This window comes from Corynebacterium sp. MSK019, from assembly GCF_030232425.1.
Classification (GTDB): domain Bacteria; phylum Actinomycetota; class Actinomycetes; order Mycobacteriales; family Mycobacteriaceae; genus Corynebacterium; species Corynebacterium jeikeium_D.
In genome coordinates this window covers 183,683-201,913 of the sequence record NZ_JASPJT010000004.1, presented here as the reverse complement: position 1 = coordinate 201,913, position 18,231 = coordinate 183,683, and the positions used below count along the sequence as shown (strand labels likewise).

The following is an 18,231-nucleotide window of genomic DNA, read 5'->3' as shown; positions in this document are numbered from 1 at the left end:
GTGAGCTTGAAAACTACCGTCCCATGACATTTACCAACCGCGACCCGGTTGCGCATAGGCCTCGCGCTCAAGAATGGCGGCTCGACGGAAGATGTTGCGGATGGATTTGAGCTCCGCATCGCTGGCCGTGGACATATTCTTTTCAAGGACCTCGAGAGCCTGCTGAACACTGTCAGCATACTCGGGGTCGGAATACACCTCCACCCAGTTCGCGATCGCGGAATCCCCATCAACCAGCGATTTTCCTTGCAGAGTCAGCTCGGTTGCAATCCACATTTCGGCGACGATACTGGTTACGGCGACCCGATATGGGTTGAAAGCGCTACAGGAAGAATGCACGTCCAGCAAAAGCTGCGTGATGGTTGTCGGCTCGATGTCCTCGAGCGCCGAAGAAGTCTCTTCCAGCGCGTTATTGCTCAATTCCAACGCACGCACCAGGGCTTCCTGTGCGAGTGACGACCACAGAACCTGTTCCTTAGCGCAGGGTGCTTTGGTTGCCAGATGCGACAGGACTGGGAAAACTTGGTGCAAGTACCAGGCCTCTTGCGCTACGAAGAAGTTGGTTTCGTCCGAGGAAAGGTCGCCGCGGAGCATCGTGGGGACGCTGAACATTCCGCCAATCTCGGCAACGATGTCCTCGATGTCCCGCCACAGCTGGGAAGTAAAGGGGCCCGCCGGCGCAATCTGGAGTGAGTGGCCGAAGAAAGATTCCAGCTCCTTCGGCGTCTGCTCAGTATCAGTGCCTTCGATGGCCGCCGGGTAAAAACTAGAGTTCAGATGCACTGGTTGCATTCGGCGAAGCGCGACCTTTTCCAGGCGACGAGCCCTGTGGCCGTGGTCAATGGGGCCGTGCCCCTGGCCGACGTTGAGGTTATCCGCGAAACGAATGGACTCGCTGAGCCAGCGCGTAGTCCAGCGCAGGGCATCATTAATCGCAGAGCCCCCACCAATCCGTGTGGCAAGAGCTGCGGACAGCGAACAACCCGTGCCATGGGTGTTCTCAGTGTGAATGCGGGGAGAAGAGCTGAAGAAAACCTGGCCATCGGGGAAGGCCACGGCATTGCCGGCTTCCTCATCACTTAAGTGCCCAGTCTTTGCAATCACGATGACATCGTTCTTGCTCGCGAACTCCAGTGCCTGTTCAATCAGCTCAGTGAAGTCGCTGGCCTCCGGGGCGTCGGCAAGCAATGCCAGTTCGGGAACATTCGGCGTGATGACGGTGGCTTCCGCGACCAAGTCGCGCATTGCGTCCATGGCATCTTCGTCAAGCAGACGGTCGCCAGAGGTGGCGACCATAACCGGATCGAGAACAACCACGGCTGGCTTGGTCTCCCGAACCCAGTTGGTGACGGCCTGCGTGAGTTCGCGTGAACCCAACATGCCAATCTTCACCGCGTCGATGGTGACATCCTCAGTTACAGCAGCCAGCTGCTCGACGAGGAAGTCAACAGGTGGGGTGTGGACGGCACGAACGCCCACGGTGTTCTGAGATACCAAAGCGGTGACCACGCCCATGCCATAACCACCGGCGGCGGCGATTGATTTTAAATCGGCATGGAGCCCAGCGCCACCTGTTGGGTCTGTGCCGGCGATGGAAAGAACTCGTGGCACAAAATCAGGCTTTGCCTTCTTGGGAAATGGCATCTCAGACCCCTTTTAACTTCAAGAGCGTGAAGCGACAGACTTCAAGACTACGCTTCAACCTCGGAGCGGTCGCCAGACCAGAGGGTGTGGAAAGCACCCTCGCGGTCAACACGCTGGTAAGTGTGCGCACCGAAGTAGTCACGCTGCCCCTGAACCAGTGCTGCCGGCAGACGCTCCGCACGCAGGCCGTCGTAGTAAGCCAGCGAAGAGGAGAACACCGGAGCCGGGATACCCATCTGTGCTGCAGTGACGACAACGTCGCGCCACGCGTCGAGGCACTCGGTGACCTGGTCACGGAAGTACTCGTCGAGTACCAGCGCCGGCAGCTCCGGATTGCGGTCGTACGCTTCCTTGATGCGGTTCAGGAACTGTGCGCGGATGATGCAGCCACCACGCCAGATGGTCGCCAGCGCACCGCGGTCAATCTCCCAGCCGTACTCCTTGGCACCAGCGTTAATCTCATCGAAGCCCTGCGAGTAGGCAACGATCTTGGAAGCGTAGAGCGCCTTACGGACGCGCTCCACAAAAGCATCGCGATCTTCCGGTGCCTTAGCCAGGCTTCCCGACGGCAGGTTGCGGGCAGCCTCACGCTGAGCAAGGGAAGACGACAGGGCGCGAGCGAACACGGCCTCGCCAATACCAGTTACTGGAATGCCCAAGTCCAAAGCGGCCTTGACCGTCCAACGGCCGGTGCCCTTCTGGCCAGCAGCATCAACGATGACATCCACCAGCGGCTTGCCTGTCTTCTCATCGGCCTGAGAGAGAACCTCAGCGGTAATCTCGACCAGGTAGGAGTCCAGGTCGCCCTTATTCCACTCGCGGAAGATATCTGCAATCTCGGCAGGGGTGAGGCCAGCGGCCTCACGCAGCAGGTGGTAGGCCTCGCCAATGACCTGCATATCCGCATACTCGATGCCGTTGTGGACCATCTTTACAAAGTGGCCAGCGCCATCGGAAGAAATGTGAGTACAGCACGGAACGCCATCAACGTGAGCGGAGATGGACTCCAGCAGCGGGCCGAGGGACTCGTAGGACTCCTTCGTTCCACCCGGCATAATGGATGGGCCAGTCAGAGCACCTTCTTCACCACCGGAAATACCAGTGCCAACGTAGTGCAGGCCACGGGCGCGAATAGCCTTCTCGCGACGGATGGTGTCCGTGTAAAGAGAGTTACCGCCATCAATGATGATGTCGCCGGGCTCCATCACGTCGGCAAGCTGATCGATGACCGCATCAGTAGCGGCACCTGCCTGAACCATGATCAGAGCGCGACGCGGGCGCTCCAGCGAAGCGACGAACTCTTCAATGGTCTCGGACGGGATGAATGAGCCTTCATCACCGTGTTCAGCGATGAGGGTGCGAGTTTTCTCCGGACTGCGGTTGTACACGGCAACGGTGTGTCCCTTGTGGGCGAAGTTGCGTGCGATATTCGAGCCCATGACGGCGAGCCCGACGACACCAATTTGTGCGAGTTCATTGTTATCGGTCATGCCCACCATCTTAAAGCCTGGCCGGGGTTCGTTGTATCTGGGACTCAGAAATTGTTACTGCTTTTAACGTTGAAACTGCCACGAGTGATGGCGTGCGCTGGCACAATGTTTGGCATGACTGACGAGACTATTGCGAATAATGGCAGTTCACAGGACTCTAACTCTGCAGCTTCCGTCGCCGAGCAGGCGAAGAGGAAGGCGCTGCGCGATTATATGACACTGGCGACGAAGGCTAGCCAGGAAGCGCTGAGCGATGAGGAGCTGGCTGTTTTTAACAGCACCTTGGGCGATAACGGAATCGGCGGTCTAGATACCTTGCTGGGCACGAAGTTTGTCCATGTCGGGCCGGAGCGAATTCAGATGGAGCTCGAGGTCGGGCCCGACCACCTGCAACCGTGGGGCCTAGCCAATGGCGGTGTTTATTGCTCGCTAGGTGAGACTGCTGGCTCTATTGCTGGTTTCGTTGCCTGCGGTGCGAAGAAGCCGGTCGTCGGTGTGAACAATAACACCGATTTCTACCGCTCCGCCCGGGCTGGCGAGGTAATCGTTACCACGGCGGAGCCAGAGTACCTGGGGCGCACCATGCAACTGTGGCGCATTGAGCACACCCGCAAGGCAGATGAAAAACTGTTGGCCCGCACCAACCTACGAATTGCGGTACTCGACAAGCCGCTGTAGCAAATCGTTATAGGTGGTAACGGGCCTGGTAGGAAGCTCGCAGGTGGCTTGTCGTGATTAGCTGTTTTCTAATCTGGCCACCTGCAAGTTAACTACTTGTTCCTTTTTGCGCGGTGCTCGCGGCGAGTGTCGCGAACCTCCAGCGGCAGATCCTGCTCAGCCTTGTCCTTGTTGAACTCGGCCAGGCGGTCGATGGCGTTGCGTGCGTACATCTGCTGGCGGGTGGAAACCATCTGCCAACGGTTGCGATCCAGGACGTTCAGGCCCCAGCTGACGCAGGAGACGAGGCGGTTGCGGAAGCCCACCAGGAACATCAGGTGGACGGCCAGCCACAGAATCCAGCCGATGAAGCCGGTAACCTCAACCTTGCCCATCTTCACCACTGCGGAGAAGCGGGAGACGGTTGCCATGGAGCCCTTATCGAAGTACTCGAACGGCTGACGCTCTGCGACATCGCGGCCGTCGGCCTCAGCTGCAATGTTGGCGGCGACGTACTCGCCACCCTGAATAGCAACCTGAGCAACACCCGGCAGGTTCTCGCGGTTGGACATGTCGCCCACGACGTAGACGTTCTTGTAGCCACCAGCTGTCATGTCCTCGTTGACAACGACACGGCCAGCGCGGTCGGTCTCGGCGCCAGTCTGCTCGGCAATCATCTTGCCCAGCGGGGAAGCGGACACGCCGGCGGACCAAATCTTGCAGAACGACGGGATGAACTCCTCGGTTCCATCCTTCATGTTCTTGTAGGTGACGCCCTCTTCATTGACGTCAGTCACCATCGCGCCAAGCTTGACGATGACGCCCATCTTTTCCAGGGACTTCTGAGCCTTGCGGCCCAGACGCTTGCCAAACGGCGGCAGAACCTGCGGTGCGCCGTCGAGCAGGACGACGCGTGCAGCGTGCGGGTTGTAGCTGCGGTAGGACGATGCGAGGGTGCGGTTAGCCAGCTCGGCCAGCTGGCCGGCAAGTTCAACACCAGTCGGACCAGCGCCGACAACGACGAAGGTCAGCAGGCGCTCGCGCTCAGCGGGATCGTTGGTCAGCTCGGCGCGCTCAAACGCGCCGATGATGCGGGCACGGATTTCGAGTGCGTCGTCGATGTTCTTCATGCCCGGAGCAAACTCGGCAAAGTGATCATTGCCGAAGTAGGACTGGCCAGCGCCAGCGGCAACCAGGAGGTGGTCGTATTCCCACTTGGAAGTCTGGTGACCCAGTTCCGAAGTCACAACCTGCTTTTCGACGTCGATGTCGGTGACATCGCCCTTGACAACACGAACGTTCTGAACACCGTCGAAGATTGTACGAGTGGACGGAGCGATTTCGCCCGAGGACAGGATGCCCGTTGCTACCTGGTAGAGCAGTGGCTGGAACAGGTGGTGGTTAGTGCGGTCGATGAGAGTGACGTCGACCTCGGCGCCCTGCAACTTCTTCGCCGCGAACAAGCCACCGAAACCCGAACCGATGACGACCACGTGCGGGCGTCCGGAGTGCGGGCGGTACGGAGTCTCGGTCATGTATTTTCTCCTCACAGACTTGAAAGTTCTCGAAGTTTTAGATTCGGCTTTTAGCCGGCAAGCCACAATAGTAATCCTCTCGGTGCGCCACCGCCTATTCTGGGTCCCTGCGCGGTAGGCTGCGAGAGCAAACTCAGTTCGTTATTCGTACCTTTATGCGGCGCGATTGTTAGGAGGTTCGGGCAGGGTGAATTCGGCAAGCCGGCAGGCAATTGACGCAGAGCGATGGCCTCGGGTTGCGCGTATTCCAGAGGGGCGTTTCCTAGCGAAACGTGCCGAAATGATGGAACGCTCTTTTGAGCGACTCTGCCAGGATAACGGCATTGAACTGGTTGAATCCGGTGAGTTTGTCGGGGAGTCTTTCATTACTCGGTCGACGGGTGACGCCGATTTGGCTATCGACGGAGTCGGTGGTGCCAGCTCTAGCGGCGGCAGTGAATCTCCCACTAGTTCTGAATCGTTTCGTCCAGTCGTTTTCAGCGTCATTGATCCTGTTTTCTATTCTCGACTAGCTGATTCAGAATGGCTCGGATTGGGGGAGGCCTATCTCGCGGGCGAATGGTCCAGTGATGATTTGCCAGAGCTTCTCAGCCGACTGCTCAGCGCCGAGCTTGATATTGCTTCGTTGGGGCCGCTGGCACGTGGTCTGATGAAAGTCGCGCGTTCACGTCCGCGTCTCGATGGGCCAGATATGGCGGGAGAGTTGCCGACCTCATTGCTCGAGCTCTATTCCGGCGAATTGCTGATGGGCGGTTCCGGCCTGTTCGCCTCCGGAGTGCGAACCTCGTCGCGGGAACAGATTCAAAACTATGCCCGTGGTGCTGGCAAGGGTGGGGTTCCCTCGCACTGGTCAGTTGACGTGACTTATGTCGATGCCCCGAAATCCGTCGCGCGTGCCGATTTTCTGCATGCCCAGGTGCGCAATATTGAGCACATCCTCGATCTTGCTCGAGTCCGGGCCGGAGACCGTGTCGCCGAATGGCCGTCGGCAGGCGGAGAAATTTCCCTTCGGGCTGCAGAAAGAGGAGCGGGCGCGGAGGTTATTACCGTCTCTGATGACCACACCGAAACGGTGCTGGAACGGGTGGAAAAAGCCGGATTGCGCGGCGCGGTCGATGTGATCCAGATGGATCGCAACATTCCGTCGCCACGCGAATTCGAGTCCGACTTCGAGGCGGTTATCAACGTCGGGCGTCTGGAGACCTTCGGTCGTGCAGGTGCGCTGCGCTGGCTGAAGAGCGCCGAGCGTCTGCTTGTCGACCGCGGCACCATCGTCGTCCAAATGGTGGTAGCGACGGACAAATTCGATGCGCTCGCCGAGCGCAGCTTGGACCTCGTACGCGCTTATGTGTGGCCGCAGCTGCAGCTTTTCACCATGGAAGAGCTGCGCAAGATGGTGGACCGGGAAACCGGCCTGCGCATCGCGGCGGAAGAGTACATTCCGGCGCACTTCGCGACGACCTTGCAGCTCCAGCGAGATTTCTTTGCGGCGCATGCGCGCGAAGCCGCTGGTATCGGCTACGACAGAGTGTTCCGGAGGATGTGGAATTACTATCTGTCGCTGTTTGAAGCGCTCGTGCGCGCAGAGAAAGTCACGCTCGTACAGGTCGAGCTCGTGCATGCGCCACGCAGGCCTCACTAGCAGTGGGCGGCTCCGGGCGCGTTGGAAATTCGCCAGATAAATAATGCCTGTAAAAATAAATCACGTTTTTAGGCAAAACCACCTCAAAGGTGATGTTTAGGGTCTAAAAACGAAACTATGAACGCACAGAGCACCACACGTACTGCAGACATTGTTGTCGTCGGCGCCGGACTTGCCGGATTGGTCGCGACGTATGAGGCCACGCAGGCCGGCAAGAAGGTCATCCTTGTCGATCAGGAGAATGCCAACAACCTCGGCGGACAGGCTTTCTGGTCGCTGGGAGGAATCTTTCTCGTCGACTCGCCAGAGCAGCGCCGCCTCGGAGTCAAGGACAACCGCGAGCTCGCTGAAGCTGACTGGTTCAACTCCGCGCAGTTCGACCGCGAGGAAGACAACTGGGGACGCAAGTGGGCCAAGGCCTACCTGAACTTCGCGGCAGGGGAGAAGCGTGACTACCTCCGCAATCTCGGCGTGAAGTTCCTGCCTGTCGTCGGGTGGGCTGAGCGCGGTGAAGGGCGTGCCGACGGTCACGGCAACTCGGTACCCCGATTCCACCTCACCTGGGGCACAGGCCCCGAAATCGTCCGCGTATTCGCAGAGCCGGTCGCTGAAGCTGCGAAGAAGGGGCTGGTGGAATACTGCCATCGCCACCGCGTTGACGAGGTGATTGTGGAAGATGGCCGCGCCGTCGGCGTGCGTGGCAAGATTCTGGTTCCCTGTGAATCTTTAGAGCGAGGAGTGGCGTCGTCACGCGAGGAAACAGGGGAGGACTTTGAGATCCGCGGGTCGGCCGTGTGCATTGCGACGGGCGGTGTTGGCGGCAACCTGGAAGCCGTGCGTAAGTGCTGGCCGACCGAGCGCCTGGGCGAGATGCCGAAGGATATGGTCTGCGGTGTGCCAGAGCATGTTGACGGCCGTGGTATCGAGATTGCAGAGCAGGCCGGCGCAAACCTCGTCAACCGTGACCGCATGTGGCATTACACCGAGGGCATGAAGAACTGGAATCCCGTGTGGCCGAATCACGGTATCCGTATCATCCCGGGGCCGTCGGCCATGTGGTTTGACGCAGAAGGAAATCGCCTGCCAGCGCCATATATTCCGGGCGCGGATACTGTCGGCACGATGAAGCACATTCTGGCCACCGGACACTCGTACTCCTGGTTTGTGCTGAATAAGAATATCGTGGCCAAGGAGTTTATTTTCTCTGGCTCAGAACAGAATCCGGATCTGACCGACAAGGAGATCAAGAAGCTGATTGGCAAGGTGACCTCTGGTGTCGCCGCACCTATTCAGGCGTTCATGGACAACGGCGAAGACTGGGTGGTTGCCGACGATCTGCCAAAGCTGGTCGAGGGGATGAACGAGATTGTGGAGGCGAGCTCGGGCGGAGAGTCCGGAGCCGCAGCGCCGAAGATTGACCTGGAGAAGCTCGAGGAACAGATTCGTCAGCGCGACATGCAGACCGGTAATCCCTTCTCCAAGGACTACCAGGTCAATTACGTCAACGTGGCCCGGAACTTCCTCGGGGACAAGATCATCCGCTCCGTGCCGCCATCACCGATTTTGGATCCGAAGAACGGCCCACTGATTGCTATTCGTCTGCGCATGCTGACCCGCAAGACGCTCGGAGGCATCGAGACCACCCTCGACGGCCAGTGCTTGCACCCGGACGGAACTCCCTTCGAGGGGCTCTACGCCGCAGGCGAGGCCTCTGGCTTCGGTGGCGGCGGCGTCCACGGCAACAACGCGCTGGAAGGTACATTCCTGGGCGGCTGTATTTTCAGTGGCCGCCAGGCAGGCCGCGCGATGGCGGAAGTGGTTAAGTAGCTCCCGCATACCGCACGGCTCGGTGGAAGAAACCGCGCCTACTCCAGCCCGATGGAGAATGCACTTTCCAGGTCGTGCTGAGAGTAGGTGCGGAAAGCCAGCTGAGTCTGGGTGCGAATAACACCGTCGACCTTGCTGATGAGATTTGGAATGATTTCCGCCAAATCATCGTGATTAGTTGCGCGCACCACGACGACCAAGTCCCAGTCACCAGTAACGGAGTAGACCTCAGTCACGCCGTCGATCTCGACGATGGTCTCGGCGGCCTCCGGAATCTTGTCAGCTTCGACATCGATGGACACAATTGCGGTAATCAAACTCATGGCTGCCTTTCCTCGGAGTTTAAACGTGGGGCCCGCTGAATAGCGTGGCCCGGACCGCAAGGTACGCAAGATTGCTCAAGATACTGCGGCCCGGAATTTCATTTCTGTCACGATTCTACTGATTTCCAGGAAACAGCCTGGAGGATCCGGACGAAAGGCGGTAAAAAGGGCGCTATGACACAAACCGCATTTCAGTCCAACCCAGTCCAGCTTTCCGGAGACCTGCCCCAGGTGGGCAACAAGGCTCCGGAGTTTACCCTCACCGGTGGTGACCTCGGGGAGGTCACCAATGAGACCTTCGCTGGTAAGAAGGTCGTCTACAACATCTTCCCGTCCGTAGATACTGGTGTTTGTGCAGCTTCGGTGCGTCACTTCAACGAGGACGCTGCTGGGCTGGACAACACCGTCGTAGTTAATGTTTCGCGTGACCTGCCGTTCGCTCTCGGCCGCTTCTGCGCTGCAGAAGGCCTGGACAACGTTGAGGTTGCCTCGGACTTCCGCCACGGCTTCGGCGAAGCCTTCGGTGTTGTCCAGCAGGATGGCCCGCTCGCTGGCCTGCTTGCTCGTGCCGTAGTCGTCACTGACGAAGAGGGCAAGGTCATTTACAACCAGCTGGTCGATGAGATCACCACGGAGCCGGACTACGACTCCGCACTGGCTGCACTGAAGTAATTAGCTAACAAGCTTTCAGCAGCAAGTAACCAGCTGGAATCGACGGGGCTCGTCGGCGCACTCGCTAGGCTGTTGCCTGGCGGACTTCGCCGACGAGCTCTTCTAGTACGTCCTCCAGCGCAACGATTCCGTTGACAGAGTTCTCCGAAGTACTATCTTCCTCCGTCACCAAGGCGAAATGAGCCTGCTCGCGCTGCATCAGCCGCATGACCGTCTGGAGCTTGGCATCCGGGCTGACGCTTGCGAAGGTGCGAATCAGATTCCGCGGGAAGGGTCGGTCGCGGTGACCGTCGTCAAGCGAGAGCAAATCCTTGACATGAAGGTAGCCGATGAAGCTGCCATCGGCATCGGTGATGGGGAAGCGGGAAAAGCGCGTGCGTGCGCTGAGCTCTTCGATGTCGGCGACAGTGGCGTCGGGGCCAATGGTGACGAGGGTGTCGAGTTGCATAGTGACATCCGCGGCGGTGAGATGCTCGAAGCCGAGAGCTTTGTGGAGGAGCGCGAGCTCGTCATTGTCGAGAAGGCCCTGACGCCCGGACTCGGCGACGAAATCCTGCACCTGACTAGCGGTGAAGGAGGAATCGACCTCGTCCTTCGGAGTGGCGCGAAGAATCTTGCGAACCACGATGTTCGCCGTCGTATTCATCGCCCAGATAACCGGATTGAGTACCCGCACAATCACATACAGCGGAATAGCCACGAACTTCGCCGTCGGGCTGGGAGCCGCAATAGCGATGTTCTTCGGCACCATTTCGCCGACAACCATGTGTAAGAAAGTGACAATCAGCAGCGCCAACGCCAGCGCAACCACGTGGGCGGTGCCCGCGGGGAGTCCCAGCGCTGTCATGTAGGGCTCGAAGAAGTGCGCAATCGCAGGCTCGCCGACGGCACCGATGAGCAGGGAACAGGCGGTAATGCCCAGCTGTGTTGCCGCCAGGGAGACCGACACGTTTTCGATACCGCGCAGCGCGTACTTTGCGCTGGTAGAGCCGCTGACGGCATCCGGTTCAATTTGATCGCGGCGAGCCGAGACCATCGCAAATTCAGCGGCGACAAACCAGGCATTGAGGGCCAACAGCAAAATAAGAGTAAGTAGTGGCATGTTCTAGCCCTCCTTTTCGCTGTTGTGCTCGACGTGGTTGTGACTGGTGCCGTCCTGGTCAGCGCCTTCATCCGTGCGCGTGACCTTGTTGCCGGCGAGGTCCACCTGGACACGAATACGGCCAACGCGGTGACGCGCCATGCGCTCGACTCGAAAAGCAACTTCAGCGGTGGTAGGCAAGTTCTCCTCATCGAGGTTTTCGTGGTCGGTGGCTTCGACCGTAATCGTGTCGCCGAAGCGAGGCATGCGATCCAAGCGTTCGGTGATAAATCCACCAATAGTGTCGGATTCTTCGCCCTCCGGCAGGACCAGGTTTAGGATCTCTCCCAACTCATCAGGGCGCATGAGACCGGAAACAATCACCGTATTGGGGCTAATCCGGCTGTAGAGCAACGAACGATCGTCTTGTTCATCGTCAATTTCACCGACGAGATCCTCCAACGTCACAATGCCGTCCGTGCCGCCGTACTCATCGACAACCACTGCGAACTGGTATGCATCCTCACGCAGTTGACGCATCAGCGGATCAAGTGTGGTCGAGTCGTTCACCACGAGTACATCTTTGGCCAGGCTCGCAGCCGACGTCGTCAAGCGTTGTGCGTGTGGCACGCTGAGCAGATCGGTGTAGTGCACCACGCCGCGAATGTCGTCGACGCTGTTGCCGACGACGGGGAAGCGGGCGTGCCCGGAATCTGCGACGACCGTCAGCATCTCTGCGACGCTCTGATCTTCGATAAAGATGATCTGTGTGCGTGGCGTCATCACATCAGCCGCCGTGCGCTCGCCGAACTCGATCGATCGCGCCACCAACTCGGCGGTCTGCGGGTTAATCTTTCCTTCATCGCTAGAGCGCGTGACGACGGCACGGAGTTCCTCCGCCGTCCTGGCACTGGCGACCTCTTCCTCAGGGGAGAAGCCGAGCCGTTTTAGCACCCAATTAGCCGCGCTGTTGAGTAGCCAGACCAGCCAGCCGAATGCGAACATGAAGGCATTCTGTGGCCTGACCACGAGGTTTGCGACTTTAGTGGGCTCGGCGATGGCCCAGTTTTTGGGGACGAGTTCGCCAAAGACCATTTGAGTGAAGGTCGCGATAATGAAAGCGCCCGTAGTGCTGATTGCAGTGACGGTGGCGGGAGAGATGCTAGTGCCACCAAATGCGGCTTCGAGGAGGACGCCGAGGGAAGGCCCGGTCAGGAAACCAGCGACGAGGCTGGTGACCGTAATTCCCAGCTGTGCGCCGGAGAGGTTAGTAGAGGTGCGTGATAGAGCACGGTCTACTAAATATGCGGACCTTGAGCCGGCGTTTGCGGCGTTCTTGACGTCGTTTCTATTAACCGTGAGGTAGGAAAACTCGACAGCAACGAAAATTGCGTTGGCGAAAACGAGGAAAAGAAAGACCGCTAAGACGATGAGTGCGGATACAATCACGCGGCATCACCTGAAGTGTTCGCTGCGTTCGCTGAGGATGCTGCGGCGGTTGCTGCGGTGATTGCGCTTACTGCGGCTACAGAGAGCCCGTCAACGTTGGCGCGAGGCTCTGGGTCGTCGGACGAGCCAGATCTATCTGATGTGTCGGATGTATTGGGTCTGTCTGAGCTGCTGGATGTGTCTGAGAGTTCAGGCATGCGGGAAATCTTACTAAAAATTCCTTAGGTCTGACGGCAATGGCGCATCGGTGGCAATGGGGAGGACGGGATCCTTAGGCCAAAATGTCATAATGTATATTATCGGACAAATAATGAAAGTGGTTGGCCCTGGGGTTTTCTGAATTTCCAGGGCTGCCGCTTTTTCCGCCGCCGCTTTTCTGCTGCCGTTTTCTATCTTGGCGCTTGATCTATGCCGTCGGGATTATTGCTCATTGTCCTTGGCGTTCGCTGCAAGCTCATCCGCGTTGCGGACGGCAATCTCTTCCCGCAGCCGCTTGTTCTGCCACAGCGTCATGCCAATCAGGAGTATGCCGACAGCCACGAGCCACCACGCGCCCTTGTAGGCCACGAATGCAATGAAGATAATCAGTAGTACCATTCGCACCTTTCGTGCGAGCAGCATTGCTTCGTAGGTGTTCATATCGTTGTGACTCCCAACTGGCCTACCAAAATTGTTTTTGGCAGGACTTCTGTGGTGTGTGACTAAATGGCTTTATTGCGTCACAGTGACGAATCGAGGTGTATTTTCGCTGGCTATAAGCCTCTTTGGATTAGCGCTACTGCGATTCTCTTTAGATGGCTGTGTCTGCCAGCCGCGAAACCTACGCGTCCTACGCGTCCTGCTTCTCTGCGACAATGCGCAGATTGAGTTCGCCGTTCTCCTCGATGGATGCAGCTACAAACTGTGGCAGGCGCACGTTGTAATCCAGGCGGTTGATTGGCAAAGAGCCCGACAACAAAACCAAGTTTTCGGTACGAGCGGCCTTCATTGGTACGGTGACATCATTGGTGACACCGCGGATGGTCAGGCGTCCCGGAATCTCGATATTCGCCCACTGGCCGTTATCTGGAATGCTCGAAATATCGAGTGGTTCTGCAAGCTCAAACTTAGCTTCTGGGTACTGCTCAACGCTGAAAATATTGTTGCGGACATTGATGTCACGACGTTCAATATCGCTAGTCAGAGTTGCCATATCAACAACAACGGATGCGTCCTCAAGATTGTTGTCAGCAACCTTCAGCTCACCGGTGACATCGTGAGTGGAACCGGACGTCGTCCGCCTGCTGCCCGGCAGTACCTCGTTAAAAGTAAAACCAACGGAGGTGTTCTGTGAGTTATCGCCACCGATAATCTTCCAGGTGCCATTCGCATCAGTTGTTGCTGCAGGCAGCTCCGTGGCCTCGAAATCCTCTGTACGCACCCCTTCATGCGTGAAAACGCGATACAAAACTGGCCCCACAATAACAATTGCGAGCGCAACAACTGCAACGGCTATCAAAGTAATAATTGACTTACGGACACCAGAATTCATAGTGCTCATCCTATCCTTTTAATCCGCTATGGGATAAACCGTTCCACCTCGCGCGTTTTCATAATCAATTCCTGCGTAATCTCCTGCAGGACGGCAGTCTCCATGCCGTCGTCAAGCGCGGTGCGCAAGTCTTCGGCGAGACAACGTACTTCGAAGAGCCCGTCCCCTATTCGCTTTACGACGTCATCGCCCGCCGGCCTGCTCGTGGCATCGGTGGCGGTCTTTAGCGTGAGATCCGAATTGATTCGCTCGGCAATCGGCCTGGAAGCGCCTTTTGCTACGCCAGTGCGTTTTTCGTACGCGCGCTGCCGGCAGGCTTGGCTGCAGAACTTGCGACGGCGACCGCGGATGGCGACCTCCATTTCGCGGCCACACCACTGGCAATTGGCAGTAGTTGTGCTCGGCTTTTGATCTGACACAGAAGTCAATTATGGCATGAATACAGATTAAGGCGTTATAATGTGTGGTCTAGTATTTCTACCAAAGGGGGCACGTTCCACATGGCAGATCGAGTTCTTCGTGGCAGTCGCATGGGCGCCGTTTCGTATGAGACCGATCGCGATCATGACCTCGCGCCGCGAATGATGGTCCGCTACCGCACTGAATCCGGTGAGATCTTCGAGGTCCCATTCGCGGATGACGCGGAAATTCCAGGTGAATGGCTGTGCAAGAATGGCCAAATTGGTGAGCTGGTTGAAGGCGAAGGCACTGAAGCCAAGCCGGTGAAGCCGCCGAGGACTCACTGGGACATGCTCCGTGAGCGCCGCTCCATCGAGGAGCTCGACGTGCTGCTGGATGAGCGTGTTGACTTGCTGCGCAAGCGTCGTCGTAACGCCGCTCGCCTGCTGAAGGCTCAGAAGGAAGCCGAAGAAGCAGAGAAGAACGCTTAAGGTTTGAGCTGGCTTGCGCTAGTGAGCTTTAGAGCTTTGTAGCCGTCAATCAAACACTGAAATTCGGGTCCGGATAAGGTTTTGCTCCTTATTCGGACCCATTTTTCGTTGGTGCCTGGCTGCGGCGGGCCGAACCGAGTTACTGACTGCGTTTATGACAAAAATGGCCTGAAAAATGGCCTGAAACTGTCATAAACTAAGTCAGTTTCACATTTGCAGCCCCCATTCATACAGGCAGCCCGCAGTCATACAGGCAGGCCGTCTCCACACAGGCAGCCCGCAATCTTTGGGGCTGCCCTAGCCCTACTTGCGGAATCGCTGCTTAAACTCGTGACCAGCCAGGCGACCAATCTCCGACCCCAGGTTTTTTACCTGCTGCGAGCGGTGCTTGAATCCCCACTTGGTGACCTGCAGCAGAGACTGCTTCACAAAGCTGCCATCCATCTTGGACTCGCCGTACTCGCGCTCAGTAAAGGTGATCGGAACCTCCTCCACCAAGAAGCCCGCCTGTACAGCCTCAAAAGCGAGCTCGGTCTGGAACAGGTACGCAGCCTTGCCAATGTTGTCGAGATCGAGGGTTTCGAGAACTTCCCGTCGATAAGCACGGTAGCCAGCGGTGATATCCGAGATGCCCGCGCCGAGCGCCAGCGAGATGTAGAGGTTGCCGCCGCGGGAGAGAACCTGACGGCTCATTGGCCAGTTGACGGTCTTGCCGCCCGGAATGTAGCGGGAACCGATGACGACATCGGCACCGTCCTCGAGCTTCTCCAGCAGCAGATGGAACTGCTCTGGTGCGTGGGAGCCGTCGGCATCCATCTCGCAGAGAACCTCGTAGTCGCGCTCGAGACCCCAAGCGAAGCCCGCGCGGTACGCACCCCAGAGACCGCCCTTGCCCTCGCGGTGCAGGACGTAGATGTGCTCTTCGCCGTTGTCCGACTTGTCAGCGGCAGCGATTTCATCGGCGAGCTCACCGGTGCCGTCTGGTGAAGAGTCATCGACAACCAAAATGTCGACGCGAGGCTCCGCTGCGCGCAGGCGTGCAATCACGCCCGGCAGGTTTTCCCGCTCGTTGAAAGTGGGAATGACAACCAGCGTCGACTCATTTAGGGCAGTCACTCGTGATTCTCCTTAGTGCATGTTCTGCTCAGTATCCCGGCCATCAACTTCATCTGCGCCTGCCCTGGCATCTCCGCCACGGCGACGCAGGACGGCACCAACCACACAAAGAATACCGAATGCAGTCAGTAGACCTTCAATCCACGTCCCGAAACGGGCTGCAAAAGTCAGGTGGGCGTACTGAGGCAGAGTTTCAGTGAGTACCTTCTGCTCGAAGATTTTGCTCTGCTTTACGACGTCTCCGTGCGCATCCACAATCGCGCTCACACCGCTGGTTGCGGCGACGGCCGTGGAGCGTTGGAACTCCATGGCTCGCATGCGGCTCATGGCCAGCTGTTGGTAGGTCATGTCGGTGAAACCGAAGGTGGCGTTATTTGTGGGCGTGGCCAGCATGGTTGCGCCGTGGTTGACCGCGTTGCGGAAGGCGCCATCGAAGACCACTTCGTAACAGGTGGCCACGCCTAGATCGACCTTCTTTAAACCATCTGTGCCTGGCGTTGTGACCACGGCATCGCCGTTGCCCGGAGTCATGTCTCCGGCGTGAGCGACCATGTCGGAAAAGTGGCGCAGTAGCTCGCGGAATGGCATGGTTTCGCCGAAGGGCTGGAGATAGATTTTCTCGTGCTGATCGCCGGGGCCGGTCTGTGGATCCCAGACCACCATGGTGTTTTGCACACCATCGGTGTAGGTAAAGGTGCCGACCACGATGGGAGCGCCAATATTCATCGCGGCGTTTTCGATAATGCGTGCCGCTTCCCCATCCGTAAACGGGCTGACATCGGAGGAGTTTTCGGGCCAGATGACGATGTCCGGCTGCTCTTCCTTACCTTGGTGGACACGTCGGGCCAGCTCATTGGTGGCATCGGCGTGGTTTTGCAGGACTGCGCGGCGCTGGGCATTGAACTCTAAACCGAGGCGCGGAACATTGCCCTGGATAACCGCGACACGGGTGTTGTCAGCGGCCGTAGGCTCAGGCAGCGGTTGGGTCCACGCAGGAAGAACCCAGCCGACGAATAACGCTCCCACCAAAAGCGCAGCGGAGGTTGCATAGGAACGTAGCGTGAGCGCGACCAGTCCCGCACCAACGCAAGCAGCGAGGAAAGTGACCAATGCAGTGCTGCCGATTGCCACTGCTGGGGCCAGCGGGCCGTCGACCTGCCCCCAGGCAACGCGGAGCCAGGGGAAGCCTCCGAAAGGCCAGCGGGCTAGCAGCGCCTCCCCTGCCACGAGCGCAGCGGCCATGCCAGGGAGCTTCAGCGCGAGGGGGAAACTGGATTGGGCAATCAGCCACATCGCAAGCGCCGCCGGAATTGCGAGCAGTCCCAGCACAATTGAGAGCGCCACGTAGGGGCCAATGCCGACGAAGGAGCCGATCCACGGCAGTGAGAAAAGAGCCGTCGCTGTTGCCCAGCTGAAGCCCACCACTACGCTGGATTTCCAATCGGCTGCGCAGAAGAAGGCAAAAATGAGCAGGGCGAGGCCGATCCAGGCCGTCCACCACCAGCTCATGGGCGCATAGCTTAAGAACTGCAATCCACCAGCGAGGATTGCAATGAAGGCGAGAACGAGGCGCTGCTTTAGTGGGGTAAGCGCGCGAAAGCGCGCCTGCCAGCGATTCGGATTCTCCAGAATGTCTTTCGAAGCGTCTTTCTGAGCGACGTTCCCGTGCTCGCTGGAGCGCGCTTGGCGGTTAGTGTGCACTTGTATAAGAGAACTCTCTACGTTTGCGAGTTTTTGAGTTAGCGCTTGTCGCTGTCGTCCTGGTCATCATCCCAGGCGTTGTCCGGTGCCGGTGGGACGATTTTATCCTGTGGGAAGGCCTTGCCATCCGCACCCGGGAAACCACCAGAGAATCCAGGGAAACCCGAAAAACCGCCAGCACCAGCGCCAGTTCCTGGAGCACCCGGGTTCATGCCGTACTGAGAGACCACCATCATGCTGCGGTCACTGAAGTTGCGGAGTCCGTTGAGCAGCGCCACCGATCCGCTCTTACGAATCAGCCAGCGAGTCGGCGGTAGCACCATGAGGAAACCAACAACCGTGGAGACGACGCCCGGCAGGGCAATCAGCCAAGAGCCAACCAACAGGATTGCCGAGTCAGCCACAAAGTGTCCCGCGCCCTTTGCCGAGCGCTTGATTGCCTCCTCCGGATGCTTCTGTCCGTACTCAGTAAGAGTACGAGAAGTATCCAGCAGCAACTTCTGGTAGATGCGCTTGAACTCGATGGCGGCGAAAACCAATCCCAGAATGAATAGACCCAGAACCAGCAGGACGGTCCAGCCATAGCCAATCCATTCACCAAGTGCGATAAAGGCCGCAATCTCGGCGATGAGGTAAATAATTGTGAACCACTTGCTCATAGTTCCCCAGTGTA

At 58.1% G+C, this 18,231-nt stretch carries 18 protein-coding genes; 6 read left to right on the top strand and 12 right to left on the bottom strand.

Features of this window, described 5'->3' with window-relative positions:
* Positions 1-30 precede the first annotated feature (30 nt).
* Both QP982_RS04540 and gnd read right to left on the bottom strand, forming a co-directional pair.
* Positions 31-1,644, bottom strand: a complete 1,614-nt coding sequence (locus QP982_RS04540) for a bifunctional hydroxymethylpyrimidine kinase/phosphomethylpyrimidine kinase (protein ID WP_284870253.1) — start codon at positions 1,642-1,644, stop codon at positions 31-33.
* A gap of 47 nt (positions 1,645-1,691) precedes the next feature.
* Positions 1,692-3,143 carry an NADP-dependent phosphogluconate dehydrogenase gene (gene gnd / locus QP982_RS04535; RefSeq protein ID WP_070429693.1) on the bottom strand — a complete coding sequence of 484 codons (1,452 nt, stop codon included), beginning with the start codon at positions 3,141-3,143 and terminating at the stop codon, positions 1,692-1,694.
* A 105-nt stretch (positions 3,144-3,248) separates the two neighbouring features.
* Here gnd and QP982_RS04530 point away from each other — a divergent pair, with 105 nt between their 5' ends.
* A complete protein-coding gene (locus QP982_RS04530) occupies positions 3,249-3,812 on the top strand; it encodes a PaaI family thioesterase (RefSeq protein WP_224433479.1) in 564 nt (187 codons plus the stop codon).
* 92 nt (positions 3,813-3,904) lie between these two features.
* On the opposite strand, the gene QP982_RS04525 is transcribed toward QP982_RS04530, so the two are convergent.
* Positions 3,905-5,326 carry an NAD(P)/FAD-dependent oxidoreductase gene (locus QP982_RS04525; protein WP_070549312.1) on the bottom strand — a complete coding sequence of 474 codons (1,422 nt, stop codon included), beginning with the start codon at positions 5,324-5,326 and terminating at the stop codon, positions 3,905-3,907.
* 187 nt (positions 5,327-5,513) lie between these two features.
* Here QP982_RS04525 and QP982_RS04520 point away from each other — a divergent pair, with 187 nt between their 5' ends.
* Both QP982_RS04520 and QP982_RS04515 read left to right on the top strand, forming a co-directional pair.
* Complete coding sequence (locus QP982_RS04520) at positions 5,514-6,968, top strand: class I SAM-dependent methyltransferase (RefSeq protein ID WP_049170499.1); 1,455 nt, start codon at positions 5,514-5,516, stop codon at positions 6,966-6,968.
* Positions 6,969-7,085: 117 nt separating this feature from the next.
* The gene (locus QP982_RS04515) at positions 7,086-8,795 is read left to right on the top strand and encodes an FAD-binding dehydrogenase (RefSeq protein ID WP_048734037.1); all 1,710 of its coding nucleotides are present in this window, start codon (positions 7,086-7,088) and stop codon (positions 8,793-8,795) included.
* Between the two features lie 38 nt (positions 8,796-8,833).
* On the opposite strand, the gene QP982_RS04510 is transcribed toward QP982_RS04515, so the two are convergent.
* Positions 8,834-9,118, bottom strand: coding sequence for an Lrp/AsnC family transcriptional regulator (locus QP982_RS04510; protein ID WP_005511316.1), 285 nt, complete (start codon positions 9,116-9,118; stop codon positions 8,834-8,836).
* Between the two features lie 174 nt (positions 9,119-9,292).
* Here QP982_RS04510 and tpx point away from each other — a divergent pair, with 174 nt between their 5' ends.
* Positions 9,293-9,790 carry a thiol peroxidase gene (gene tpx / locus QP982_RS04505; protein ID WP_016422822.1) on the top strand — a complete coding sequence of 166 codons (498 nt, stop codon included), beginning with the start codon at positions 9,293-9,295 and terminating at the stop codon, positions 9,788-9,790.
* 64 nt (positions 9,791-9,854) lie between these two features.
* Here tpx and QP982_RS04500 read toward each other — a convergent pair whose 3' ends face one another.
* Complete coding sequence (locus tag QP982_RS04500) at positions 9,855-10,892, bottom strand: hemolysin family protein (protein WP_070604610.1); 1,038 nt, start codon at positions 10,890-10,892, stop codon at positions 9,855-9,857.
* A 3-nt stretch (positions 10,893-10,895) separates the two neighbouring features.
* Positions 10,896-12,320 carry a hemolysin family protein gene (locus QP982_RS04495; RefSeq protein ID WP_284870252.1) on the bottom strand — a complete coding sequence of 475 codons (1,425 nt, stop codon included), beginning with the start codon at positions 12,318-12,320 and terminating at the stop codon, positions 10,896-10,898.
* A 15-nt stretch (positions 12,321-12,335) separates the two neighbouring features.
* On the opposite strand from QP982_RS04495, the gene QP982_RS04490 reads away from it, so the two are divergent.
* Positions 12,336-12,545 (top strand): hypothetical protein, encoded by a 210-nt coding sequence (locus QP982_RS04490; RefSeq protein ID WP_141737797.1) that lies wholly within the window; start codon positions 12,336-12,338, stop codon positions 12,543-12,545.
* 195 nt (positions 12,546-12,740) lie between these two features.
* Here QP982_RS04490 and QP982_RS04485 read toward each other — a convergent pair whose 3' ends face one another.
* From QP982_RS04485 to QP982_RS04475, 3 genes are all read right to left on the bottom strand, one after another.
* Positions 12,741-12,959, bottom strand: a complete 219-nt coding sequence (locus tag QP982_RS04485; protein WP_049193535.1) for a hypothetical protein — start codon at positions 12,957-12,959, stop codon at positions 12,741-12,743.
* A gap of 190 nt (positions 12,960-13,149) precedes the next feature.
* On the bottom strand, positions 13,150-13,860 hold the full coding sequence (locus QP982_RS04480; protein ID WP_070429697.1) for a YceI family protein: 711 nt from the start codon (positions 13,858-13,860) through the stop codon (positions 13,150-13,152).
* Positions 13,861-13,877: 17 nt separating this feature from the next.
* The gene (locus tag QP982_RS04475; protein ID WP_224783748.1) at positions 13,878-14,270 is read right to left on the bottom strand and encodes a hypothetical protein; all 393 of its coding nucleotides are present in this window, start codon (positions 14,268-14,270) and stop codon (positions 13,878-13,880) included.
* 81 nt (positions 14,271-14,351) lie between these two features.
* Here QP982_RS04475 and QP982_RS04470 point away from each other — a divergent pair, with 81 nt between their 5' ends.
* Positions 14,352-14,741: an RNA polymerase-binding protein RbpA gene (locus QP982_RS04470; RefSeq protein ID WP_005511311.1), complete on the top strand. Its 390-nt coding sequence runs from the start codon at positions 14,352-14,354 to the stop codon at positions 14,739-14,741.
* Between the two features lie 303 nt (positions 14,742-15,044).
* Here the strand turns inward: QP982_RS04470 and QP982_RS04465 are convergent, their stop codons facing one another.
* From QP982_RS04465 to QP982_RS04455, 3 genes are read right to left on the bottom strand one after another with little or no spacing between them, the layout of a single operon-like run.
* The gene (locus tag QP982_RS04465) at positions 15,045-15,857 is read right to left on the bottom strand and encodes a polyprenol monophosphomannose synthase (protein ID WP_049170520.1); all 813 of its coding nucleotides are present in this window, start codon (positions 15,855-15,857) and stop codon (positions 15,045-15,047) included.
* 12 nt (positions 15,858-15,869) lie between these two features.
* Positions 15,870-17,558 (bottom strand): apolipoprotein N-acyltransferase, encoded by a 1,689-nt coding sequence (gene lnt, locus QP982_RS04460; RefSeq protein WP_284870251.1) that lies wholly within the window; start codon positions 17,556-17,558, stop codon positions 15,870-15,872.
* A 38-nt stretch (positions 17,559-17,596) separates the two neighbouring features.
* On the bottom strand, positions 17,597-18,217 hold the full coding sequence (locus QP982_RS04455) for an FxsA family protein (protein ID WP_048734054.1): 621 nt from the start codon (positions 18,215-18,217) through the stop codon (positions 17,597-17,599).
* Positions 18,218-18,231: the final 14 nt, after the last annotated feature.